Below are 11,334 nucleotides of genomic sequence, written 5' to 3'. Positions count from 1 at the left end.
GACTTGTGTTAGCCGCTCTAAGCCAACCGCCGTTCCATGCCAGCTTGTAGTCCAGTTGGCGACGGAACTCGAACCAGCCCTGATCGAGGATGGACTTGTTCAGGCCTGACTTGGCCCGTACATTCTTGCCAGGATCCTCGGTGTTGCCCGCTGCCGATTTGGACATGTTCCGCACCTGCAAATCCTCGATACACACCATCGCGTGGTTGTTGCTGATCGTGGTCGTGGCTTTATGCAGGTAATCGCGGCGGGCGTTACCGATGCGGGAATGGATGCGCTGGATGCGAGCTTTCGCCTTCTTCCAGTTGCTGCTGAATTTCACCTTGCGGCTCATCGCCCGTTGCGCACGGCACAACCGAGCTTCGTGCCGCTTCAAACTGTTGAGCGGCGCGAGGAACGTGCCGTCGCTCATCGTTGCGAAGCGAGCTATGCCGACATCGATGCCAACCGCACTGGTGGCTTGCGGCACCGGCCGATCTACTTCGCGTTGTGTCTGGATCGAGACGAACCACTTCCCGGCACTCTGGGATACCGTGGCATTGCGCAACTCACCCAAGACGTGCCGGCTATTGCGGTAGCGCAGCCAGCCGAGTTTGGGCAGAAAGATTCGGCGGTTACCCTGATCCAGCTTGATCTGCTTCGGGTCGGGGTAGCGCAAGCGCTCGACTACCGGTCCGCGTCGATGGACGAGGTGCGGGTGGCCTATATCCGGCACTTGCGCGAAGTGGCGGCAAGCCACACGAGCGCCGATGGCCTGGACCTGACCGCCGAGCGCGCGAAGACGGAAGTGGTCGATCGCGAGATCAAGCTGCTGACGCTGGCCGAGAAAAAAGGCCAGCTCGTGAACGCGGCGCAACTCGAACAGGCGTACGGCCAGATGGTCGGCGCGTTTCAGACGGAATTATTGGCCCTGCCCGATAAGCTGGTGCAGGAGCTGCGCACTCTGTACGGCGTCGAGGTCGACGTTCAGTGGTTGAACGAACATATCTATGGATGCCTTGAGCAGCTATCTCGATACGACGCAGACGGTGCAGGCGGTGATTCGCCAGATTGCGCAACAGCTGCGTCCGCCCGAGCGGATCGGCACGACGGAGTGGGCCAGGCGTTACCGCAGAATGAGTGCGAAGGCTTCGGCGAGCCCGGGGCGCTATAACCCGAACATCACGCCGTGGGTGGTGGGCATGCACGCGGCGCTGGACGATCCGCGGGTGCAGAAGGTCGTGTGCATGAAGTTCGCGCAGGTCACGTGGACCGACGGGGTGCTGCTGAACTACATCGGCCGGCGCATCGACGTGGACCCGTGCCGGATGATCGTGATGTTCGCCAAAGAGAAGTCGGCCAAGAAGTTCAACCTGGAGAAGTTCGAGCCGATGATCCAGGTGACACCGCGCTTGGCTGCGAAGGTGCCGGTGCACGCCGGTCGCGATAAACGCAACCTGTGGGACCACAAGACCTTCCAGCGCGGTTTTCTGAAGTTCATCACGTCGAACGCGCCGGATGACGTGAAGTCGACGCCGGCGCCGTTGGTGGCGGTGGAAGAACCGGACGACGCGAACACCAATGTTCGCGACCAGGGCGATTCGATCACGCTGCTCGAGGAGCGCAACAAGAGCTACTCGGACAGCCGCCGCAAGGTGATTTTTGGCGGCACGCCCACGGTCGACGAGTTCTCGCGGATCCAGCAGGCGTTCCAGGCATCGGACCAGCGAATTTACCTGGTGCCGTGCCCGGACTGCGGCGAGGAGCACGAGCGCATCACCAACGCACGAGCGGCCCGGATGCCGGATCCCGCGCAGCCCGCACGCGACACGCTCATCGCGTGTTGCGAGGCGGCGTTCCAGGGCGGGATGGGATACACGCAGACTGCAGCGTGGGCGAGCACCTTCGTGCGTTCGGCCAGTCGGGACCTGCTGGAGGCCGAGATCGCCGATGCGCTGCTTTACATCAAGGCGCTCGGGCGCAAGGCGCTGCGCTGGCAATGTTGTCGCGCAGGGCGTCGCTAACCCATGTCGGACCAGGGCTCCGCAGTCGCGGAGATTTTTGTAGGACTACTCATGGTGAAAGATGCTTCGCAAATCACGGTCGCGCCCGTGACCTTCACCGCGTGCTGCTCGGGATGATCGCAGCGCAGCAGTCGGTGTACTACCTCGAGCTGGCCGAGCGGCGGCCGGCCAACGAGACCTTCGAATACGGCTGGCAACTGAACCGGGCCTTGGGAGGATAAAAACATGCTGGAGATGTTGAAGACGGTCGCGCCATGGCTGCTGACGGCACTCACGGGCGGCGTACCGGGTATTGCGGTGATGGCGGCTACGACGATTGCGGAGAAGCTCGGGCTCAATGACCGCTCGGTCGAGGCCGTGAAAACCGCGCTGAGCGGCGAGGCGCTGACGCCCGAGCAGTGGCTCGCGCTGAAGCAGGCCGACGACGACTTTGCGCTGAAGATGCGCCAGGCCGGCTTTACGCACGCGCAGAACATGGCCGGCATCCAGGTGCAGGCCGATCAGGTGGCAGCCGGGGACCGGGCAAGCGCGCGGCAGTTATCCATCGCCGAACACGACCACACCGCGCGCAACCTGGCGTACCTATACACGCTCGCGCTGTTTGCGGTGATCGGGCTGGAATTCTACCTGGCGATCGGCGGTATCCGGATGCCGGATATGGTGAAAACGACGCTCGACACGTTGCTCGGCGTGCTGATCACGATGGTAATCGGCTCGAAGGAATACTTCTTTGGGTCGTCGTCGCGGGCAGATCGGCAGGCGGACCGAATCACGCAGTTTGCGGTGTCGCCGGATATTACAGTCACCGGACAATCGACGGCTACGCGCATGACCGAGGGGCAGTCGTGAGGGAGCAGTGGTCAGCATCGGCGCCACAGCACCAAAGCGCTTCTATGACTGTGTCAGTGCGGTTGATTGTCCAGTACGAACGTCCCCCGGCGACGAAAACTGCGAATTAGGCCACGCCCGGCTGCCTTCCGGAAGGCGATGTACACGGTGTTGTGGTGAAAACCTAACGCGTCGGCAATTGCCTGCTGGGTCGGCAAACGGTCCCCGGGGCGAAGCACCCCGGCTCGAATGGCTTCCCCGATCTGATCGGCGATCGCGTTTGCGACGCATCCTCTGATACGAGCAAAATCCGGCAGCCAGCTCTCTGAAGGTGCGGGGTGGGGTGAACGAGTTGTGGCAGATGAATCACGATCGAACGAAACGATGTGCATTGTGACTTTCCCTCGACACGAAATATGAAGGCGTGCACGTGAAACCCATTCTGGCGTTGGTGCGCGAGAAATGGCGGGGCGGTGAAGGACGTTGCTTACCGAGACAACGGACGCCAATTGGTACCTACCAACATGGCCAACATACGCAGGAAACGAGCAGTCGTCAAACGGGGAAGAAGCTGCTGGCTGAATCGAAAATTTCAACTGGCGAAGCAGCGGCGCTTGAGAGATTTTTGTGGGAAACGCCAAAGCGAGATCTTAGTTTACTCGCGTGCGTTGCTCAACATTGTACCGCGGAGATGAGGAATTTTCGGACGAGATGTTGCTGCGTCTGCGAATTGTCAGAAATGAAGGATTGCATAAAGATTGTTGAGATTGAGCAAGACGACTCAGCAATGCTCCGGAAGCGGGCTATGATAATTTCGAATTCATTGCAAACCTCGTCGTGTTTGCAGGTCTATGCGTAATTCCGATGGAATATAGCGGGAAATGTTCTGTTTGTTGCGCAGTGAGTTCGAGCTTGTTATGTATATGCACGCCATTTTTCGGTGGCTCGGCCGAATGGTGTGGTTTGATTTGGTGAGATTTCGAGAGGTGGTGCTAGACGTGGTGTTGGATTTGATGAATTTTATGAGGATCAGAAAACATAATAGGAGAAAATCATGAGCAAATGTCTGATGGCTTTGTTGGTGTGCTCCATGGCGATCTCGGCAGCATACGCTGATACAGCCGAGACATACACATGTAACACATTGGGATTTCCGTCTCTCGCGTCATCACCATGCCCGAACGATGGACTAACACAATCCGCCCCGACAGCGGGGAGTGCCTACGATGTTCACATCAAAGCTGATGGGACAGCGGTGCAGCGTTACGGTCAGTGGGTTGTCAGTCCGGTCCAACACCCACAAACGGGTCAATGGGTCGTCTCTTTCGTAGGTGGTCCAAATATTAACGTCTTTGGTAGTAAAGTTCCGTCTTGCACGCCGAGTCCTATCGGTTCTCTATCTTCTATGGATGACACGGAAGCAAACGGGAGCGTTACCGTAACGGCAAAAGACGCTGCAGGAAAACCTGTCGACACTGATTTTAAACTGTTGTGTGTAGAGCCTAACTAAATGATCCGGAAAGTCAATTCGAGGCTCCTGCTTGGCGGCATGGCGTGCGCGCAGCACCACATGGCTGGCGAAGCGTCACGCTGTGGCGCCGAACAATTGCGAGCCCCGACTATGTGCTCAACCATGCTGCGAATAGCTGCGGCTGCCGTGCTAGCCTAGCCTCGTTCTCGAGCTCGCTAGCTAGCCGGCATCCCATGCAACGGAATACGATCGCGCTGCCTGACGGCATGATGCTGGCTGATCACCTGTATGCAATGGCGGCCCACGGGGACATCGCAGCGCTCGAATTGATCAAGAATGGCTGTAAGGTGCCTGGCGCTTGTAGTGATCCGGTGTTCACACGCAACGTGCTCACGTCGCTTGAATATCAGTTCACGCGCGATGCGTTGCCGGCGGCCTATGTTGGACAGCTGGAAGGCCCGGACGCTGAACGCCAGCGCGCCATCGAGCGGGCTACAGCATTGCGTCGGTCCTTGCCTGGTCGCTCATCGTGAGATCACATCATTGCATCGCAAGAGGTGCATTGCCCGCCTTCACGCGGGCTTTTTCGTGGACGGACCGCGCGCGACGGACGGTTAGCGGAACGGTTCTTGAGCGGGCGCTCGAGGGGCGACATGAAACGCAGATACCTGTACATCGACAACATCAAGATCGACCGCGTATTTCGCGCTGTAGAGATTGATGACAAAGCCGTCGGCATGACGCCGTGTGAGTTCGACGTCCTTGAATTCTTACTGCGCAACAAGAACAAGATCGTTTCGCGCTGGGCGATTCAGAAGGCTGTATGGGGAGGCGAGCTCGATCCGTCATCACGGACCTTAGAAGTGCACATTTCACAAATTCGCTCGAAACTGCGGCTAGACGGAAACAAGAACATAAGGATTGTCACCGTTTATGCGGTGGGCTATCGGCTAATGCTGGACGATATGGTGATGAGCAACGCGGAACTCGGTGATACAGAGTCTACACAGCGCGTCACAACACACGCTGGCTGAGTAATTAAATTGATCAGATCTTTTTGAAGGGTAGTCCTGAATGGACACGTTGAACGGCCTAAGTTGAGCGGCACGCTACTGGCGTGTAACCGTTGCATCAACAATAGTCAGGAGTCTATATGAAGCGCAGAGACTTACTCAAAGGATCGGGCTTCGCCATTGGTGCGGCCGTTCTGTCACGTGGCGCGCATGCCGGGCTGCTGTCGCCGTCCAATCCGGTCTTGCCACAGTACGATACGATGCTTGGCCAACTGGCGCGCGCTATCGCGCTGACCGCAGCGAAAACAAACTACATGTGGACGCAGAACTTTCCGTTCTCGACAGGTGTTCCCATGGCCGCTGGCGCTCCGGTGCCCGCGGGCGAACAGCCGGCTATCGACTGGCTGCTGAAGTTTGCGCAGATGAACGCGACTCTGCTGGTGAATGGGCTGACGGCGGCGCCGGGTGTTGCGCCGTCGCTTGCCGGTCAGTTCGCCTCAGACTTGCAGCAATTGGCCACGATCCAGTCGCAACTCGCCCAGTACAGCCAGACCTTCCAGCAATTGCAGAATAATCCGCTGTCAGTGATCGACGCGGCGTCGCTGCAGACTTCGTTGCTCAACATCCTGACGCAGCTTGGTCAGATCGAGACACATGCGCTGTCGGCGTTCAATACGATCATCCAGGCGCAGCAGGGTAACCAAGGCGGAGATCTGTCGGCGTACAACGCGGAGTTCAGCACCCTCCCGTTGCCCGACATTGCCAATAGGCTACGCGATGACGACTTTTTCGGGAACATGCGCGTGGCTGGCGCCAATCCGCTGGTGATCCGACAGGTCACGGCACTGCCAGGCAAGTTTGCGTTGAACGATAGCCAATATCAGAGCGTGATGGGTACGGGTGACAGTCTCGCGGCGGCGGCGGCTTCTAGGCGGCTATATCTGCTTGACTATGCAGAGATGAGAGGGCAGGCAAACCCGCGCCCGGGCCGATACATCACCGCACCAATCGCATTGCTGGCGCTTACGCCGGCGCGCGACGCGATGGTACCGGTTGCTATTCAAACCGGGCAGGATCCTATCGCCAGCAGCGTTTTCCTTCGCGTCACGGACCCCGCATCACCAAACTATTGGGGCTGGCAGATGGCCAAGACGTTGGTGCAGATGGCGGATCTGAATCACCATGAGACATGCTCGCATTTGTCGCGCACGCACTTGGTGATTGAAGCGGTGGCAGTGGCCGCGCACCGGCAACTGGCACCCTCCCATCCGCTGCTCGCGCTGATGTTGCCCCACTTCGAAGGCACGATGTATATCAACGCGGTCGGAATGCCGGCCTTGCTGGCGCCTTTCGGCATCATGGACACTATTTTTGCCGCGTCGCGCCAGACGTCCGAGCAGACCGTTCACGACGATCGTCTCGCGTTTGATTTCACCGCGCACATGCTACCGACCGATCTTGCCAATCGTGGCGTTGCGAGCACGGCAGACCTGCCCGTGTACCCATATCGGGATGACGCGCTGTTGATCTGGAATGCGATTACCAACTGGGTACGCAGCTACGTAGGGGTGTACTACCAGTCGGACGCGGACGTACAGGGGGATACGGAGCTCGCCAATTGGGTGAGTGACGTAGCGGTCAGCGGGCTGGTCAAGAATTTTCCGAGTATCGCCACGATTGAACAATTGGTGAGCGCTGTGACGATGATTCTCTTCACGACCTCGGCGCAGCATGCGGCCGTGAATTTCTCGCAGTGGCCTCTCTGGTCCTACGTGCCGGCAACGCCTGGTTTCGGTGCCACTCCGCTGCCGTCTGCCGGTGTCAGCTATACACAGAGCGACTGGCTGAAGATGCTGCCGTCACCGTTGGTTGCCATGGCGCAAGTCAATATCGCGTATTCATTGAGCGGGGTTTTCCATCGGCCGCTGGGCGGGTACGTTAACAAGGACTTTCCGTTCGCGCAGGCTATCACCGATGTACGCGTGACGGGTCCCGGCGGGCCGTTGCCTACCTTCCGCGCCGCCCTTACGCAAATTGAGAGCACCATCAACGCGCGCAATCTGCAACGGCGCTACCCCTACACATTCCTGCTGCCGAGCCGGATTCCGACCAGCATTAATATCTAGATCAAGGAAGGCCGTAGACGTTGGAAATGCGCTTGGAGAAACCTCGCGGAAGGCGGGATTTTTTAATCGCAGGCGGTGCGGTGGACGATGCTAGATGGCGCGGTGACGCGCAGCTCGAGGATCCACAACGTCCTTCTCGTATCCCGCGGCTATATGCGATTGCCCAGCACTCGGCCTGCTGGCTGAACAGAATTGCTTCCGGTGTATGCGGATTGTCGGAAATGAAATGGAATTCGAATAATATTGAGATTCAAAAAAACGAGACAATTTGTAGGATAATTAAAAAACATGCGCTAAAGTTACTGGGTTAAAGCGGGTTTTTGGTACGCAGAAAAGCGTGAGGTCAACGTGCACAATTTTGTCCGAGGTAATTCACCAGTACCCGAACGCTTTGACCTTGAATTGGAAATGGCGCATTCGGGCGGGTCTGCGCCGGTCCACCTACGCACGAAGCGGCCCCTTGTATGTCTGTCACGTGGCCTTGACATGGCGCTTGTCAGGTATTTGACTGGACGGCATTGGGACGTGATATGTGCACGGTCTGTGAGTGCAGCTCGACGATTCGTGAAGCCTGGCATTGTACATGTAGGTATTGTTGACCTCGACTGCTTCCAGGTGGACGAACTGGCGCAGCTGGAACCAATCCTGAATTCGGGGAAGGTGGGGTGGATTGCCATCGCTAGTCCTCAGTATTTGGCCGATCCCGCCGTCCGTAGGTTTATCCGACAGCATTGCTTCGACTACGTAAAAGGGAAGCCGGTGCATCCGGAGATTGATTATCTTGCCGAGCGCGCATACCAGATGGTAACGCTGGGCGACGTCGATCGTACGCCGGACATTGGGACGAAGGGATTGAGTGAGATGATCGGATCAAGCGATGTGATGAAACGGTTATTTCGCACAGTCCGAAAAGCGGCGAATACTGAAGCGACGGTGTTCATTGCCGGCGAATCGGGCACAGGCAAGGAATTGACTGCGCTCGCGATTCACGAAAATTCCCCGCGGCGTAATTCCCCGTTTATCGCGGTCAACTGCGGTGCGATTCCGCATCATTTGCTGCAATCTGAGCTGTTCGGATATGAAAGAGGTGCCTTCACCGGTGCGAACCAGCGCAGGATCGGACGAATTGAAGCCGCGCGCGGCGGTACGCTATTCCTCGATGAAATCGGTGATATGCCGCTAGAAAGTCAGACGAGCATGCTGCGATTCCTGCAGGAGGGCAAGATTGAACGCCTCGGCAGCCACGAGTCGATCTCGGTCGATGTGCGGATTATTGCTGCAACGCACGTTGATGTGGAGGCCGCAGTGCATGACGGGCGGTTCCGTGCCGACCTGTTCCATCGCATTTGCGTGTTGCGCATCAACGAACCGCCCTTGCGGGAACGGGGCAAGGATATCGAATTGCTTGCACGGCACATGCTGCAGAAATTCCGTCCAGACGCGGCGCATCAGATTCGCGGGTTCGCACGAAGCGCAATTGAGGCGATGCACAACTATTCCTGGCCTGGAAATGTGCGAGAGTTGATTAATCGGATCCGACGTGCGATCGTAATGACTGATAGTCGCCTGATCTCTGCAGCGGATCTTGATCTTGAACAATACATCGCCGTGCAAGCACCGACGCTTGCAGAAGCGCGCGAGCATGCTGAGAAGCACGTTATTGAGGCCGCACTATTGAGGCATCGCCGCCGCCATGCGCAGGTAGCTGACGACTTGGGGGTTTCACGAGCGACGCTGTGCCGCTTGTTGAACAAGTACGATCTATAAGACTTGACCACCAATCGCTGCTCGAGCGATGGCGAACATCGAGCATCCAAAACGCGTGATCGGCGTGTTTCGCTGTTTCGACGCACGACGGCTGAGCAACCGGATAACTGACGAACAGAGCCGCGCACCAGTCTTCTCATCGTCGCTCGGGCATTCAAAAACCCCTCGCCAACTACTTGATTTCATTGGGGCATGTTGGTGTGGTTTGATGGTGTGCGAGGTGAGCTAAAAATGGGAATAACTTATTGATTTTTATATAAAAAGCGTCGTTTCCGTCGCCTCCTCGAAGGAATATTTCTTTGGATCGTCGTCGCGGGCGGACCGGCAGGCCGACCGAATTACGCAGTTTGCGGTGTCGCCGGACATTACGGTGACGGGGCGACTGAAGGAGGTGCGCTCGCTCGCGGCACGATCGAATGGCAGCGAGCTGTGACGAGTAGCGTATCGACGACCGCTGAGCTGCGCTACCGGCATTCAATCGACATAGTCCATTCCCACGGAGCAACCTTATGCGGCTTCCGGATAATGTCGTAACCGTTGGGGCAGGCTTTCGTGGCTTTATTCCACATCCGGGTTCGGGTTGCTGCATCGATGTCGTGCAGTGGCCTCCCGTTTGGCCCGGTTGTACTGCCACATCCAGTCAAGCACAACGCGGCCGAGGCGAGCAACGGAGCCACGACGACGTTTCGAACATTTACCAACAACCATTGAATCGAGATTCTCATAAAACGTGGCACAGGGCCCTTGGGACGGGTCGCAAAGTAGGCGCCAAGATTTGGCTCACGGCATGCAAATATCGCCTATTTTTGGTCGCGGCCGTCGCGGGTACAAACGGCGTTGTGAACCCGAAAGCGACGGTCGGAGATCGTCCAGTGATGATCCATACCTTCTTGCTCATTCAACCGTATTCGAAATGACAACGGTTCATTGGTGAGTCTTATCTATCCCAGACAGGAACCGCGGCGCCTCTACGGACAACGGTGAACGAGATGTTACCCCTGCGCCACGAGCGACGAATGATGCTCGCCCGGGTATGGCGATGAGCACATACCTTTTCGCAGGCGCTGTTGCTGCGTTTGCGAATTGTCAGAAATGAAGGATCGCGAAAAGATTGTTGAGATTGAATGGGAAAATGAAGTAATTCTCTGGGGGGCGACTATGATGGATTCGGATCCTCGGTGGCATATCGTTCACGAACGAGCATTGCCGTGTAGTGAGGGTTGCTGTAATAGATCTGGTCACTGCGTGAAGTTGGCTGCGGCGTAAATGCGGGGAACTTCGTGCTCACTAGATGCTATGTGGGAGGGCAGTGGCAGTAAGCCCGACCGGAGTAAAACGGGAGTTGCACACTCGTTTTCTCCGAAGGAGCACGCAAATGGATACGCCTGACACAGCCCTCCGTGGGCAGAATACGACGGCGGTTGGCCGCCTGTACATGGCTTTCGAACTGGGCGAGAAGAGCTGGAAGCTCGCACTGGCTGATGCCCGGCGCACGCCCAGCCGCTGTACGATCGCCGCGGGGGACACCGCGGCGGTTCTCGCCGCCGTCGCGAACGCGAGGGCGCGCTGCCATCTCGGCGCCGACGCACCGGTCTACAGCTGCTATGAAGCCGGCCGCGACGGCTTCTGGCTGCACCGCTGGCTGACAGGACAGGGCATCGTCAATCTCGTGGTGGATTCGGCCAGTATCGAGGTGAACCGCCGTGCCCGTCGCGCCAAGACGGACCGGCTCGACAGCGACAAGCTGCTGTCGATGCTCATCCGCTATCACACTGGCGAACGGCGGGTGTGGGCGGTGGCGCGCATCCCCTCGCCCGAGCAGGAAGACGACCGGCGCCTGCACCGCGAGCTCGAACGCCTGCGGCAGGAACGCACCGCGCATACCAACCGGATCCGCTCGCTGCTCGTGTTGCACAACCTTCGGGTCAGGTATGTTGGCGGCCGCGTCTGGACGCACTGGTGGACCCGGCAGCGTGAGCTGCTCGCGCCCGGTCTGCGTGCCGAGATTGATCGCGAATGTGAGCGGCTCATGCTCGTGCGCCAGCAGATCCGCCTGCTCGAAGTGCAGCAGGAGCAGCAGGTGCACAGCGGCGCGCACCCCGGTATGGCATTGCTGGCACAGCTTG

10 protein-coding genes and 1 pseudogene are annotated in these 11,334 nt (G+C 58.1%); 9 read left to right on the top strand and 2 right to left on the bottom strand.

Annotated elements, in window-relative coordinates; all coding sequences use genetic code 11:
- On the bottom strand, window positions 1-658 hold a 658-nt coding region (locus C7H84_RS31255; protein ID WP_240462146.1), incomplete at its 3' end, for an RNA-guided endonuclease TnpB family protein.
- A 3-nt stretch (window positions 659-661) separates the two neighbouring features.
- On the opposite strand from C7H84_RS31255, the pseudogene C7H84_RS31250 reads away from it, so the two are divergent.
- The 4 genes and pseudogenes from C7H84_RS31250 to C7H84_RS31235 all read left to right on the top strand — a co-directional run.
- A pseudogene (locus tag C7H84_RS31250) lies at window positions 662-1,153 on the top strand (MarR family transcriptional regulator); the annotation flags it as partial.
- On the top strand, window positions 1,116-2,003 hold the full coding sequence (locus C7H84_RS31245) for a phage terminase large subunit family protein (RefSeq protein WP_240462147.1): 888 nt from the start codon (window positions 1,116-1,118) through the stop codon (window positions 2,001-2,003). The pseudogene C7H84_RS31250 and the gene C7H84_RS31245, both read left to right, overlap by 38 nt.
- 101 nt (window positions 2,004-2,104) lie before the next feature.
- Window positions 2,105-2,224, top strand: coding sequence for a putative peptidoglycan-binding domain-containing protein (locus C7H84_RS37615; RefSeq protein WP_276208425.1), 120 nt, complete (start codon window positions 2,105-2,107; stop codon window positions 2,222-2,224).
- A 4-nt stretch (window positions 2,225-2,228) separates the two neighbouring features.
- The gene (locus C7H84_RS31235; RefSeq protein ID WP_121862422.1) at window positions 2,229-2,852 is read left to right on the top strand and encodes a hypothetical protein; all 624 of its coding nucleotides are present in this window, start codon (window positions 2,229-2,231) and stop codon (window positions 2,850-2,852) included.
- A gap of 53 nt (window positions 2,853-2,905) precedes the next feature.
- Here the strand turns inward: C7H84_RS31235 and C7H84_RS31230 are convergent, their stop codons facing one another.
- Window positions 2,906-3,223 (bottom strand): winged helix-turn-helix domain-containing protein, encoded by a 318-nt coding sequence (locus tag C7H84_RS31230; RefSeq protein WP_121862421.1) that lies wholly within the window; start codon window positions 3,221-3,223, stop codon window positions 2,906-2,908.
- Between the two features lie 1,312 nt (window positions 3,224-4,535).
- On the opposite strand from C7H84_RS31230, the gene C7H84_RS31225 reads away from it, so the two are divergent.
- The 5 genes from C7H84_RS31225 to C7H84_RS31205 form a co-directional block, all read left to right on the top strand.
- Window positions 4,536-4,835: a hypothetical protein gene (locus C7H84_RS31225; protein ID WP_121862420.1), complete on the top strand. Its 300-nt coding sequence runs from the start codon at window positions 4,536-4,538 to the stop codon at window positions 4,833-4,835.
- A 120-nt stretch (window positions 4,836-4,955) separates the two neighbouring features.
- Window positions 4,956-5,336 (top strand): winged helix-turn-helix domain-containing protein, encoded by a 381-nt coding sequence (locus C7H84_RS31220; RefSeq protein ID WP_121862419.1) that lies wholly within the window; start codon window positions 4,956-4,958, stop codon window positions 5,334-5,336.
- Window positions 5,337-5,455: 119 nt separating this feature from the next.
- A complete protein-coding gene (locus C7H84_RS31215) occupies window positions 5,456-7,441 on the top strand; it encodes a lipoxygenase family protein (RefSeq protein ID WP_121862418.1) in 1,986 nt (661 codons plus the stop codon).
- Window positions 7,442-7,849: 408 nt separating this feature from the next.
- Entirely contained in the window at window positions 7,850-9,208 is a 1,359-nt protein-coding gene (locus C7H84_RS31210) for a sigma-54 dependent transcriptional regulator (protein ID WP_121862417.1), read from the top strand.
- A gap of 1,375 nt (window positions 9,209-10,583) precedes the next feature.
- A partial coding sequence (locus C7H84_RS31205) for a transposase (protein WP_162999423.1) occupies window positions 10,584-11,334 on the top strand: 751 nt, incomplete at its 3' end.

The organism is Burkholderia sp. Nafp2/4-1b (assembly GCF_003635165.1).
Classification (GTDB): domain Bacteria; phylum Pseudomonadota; class Gammaproteobacteria; order Burkholderiales; family Burkholderiaceae; genus Burkholderia.
This window is presented reverse-complemented; position numbering and strand designations above follow the sequence as displayed.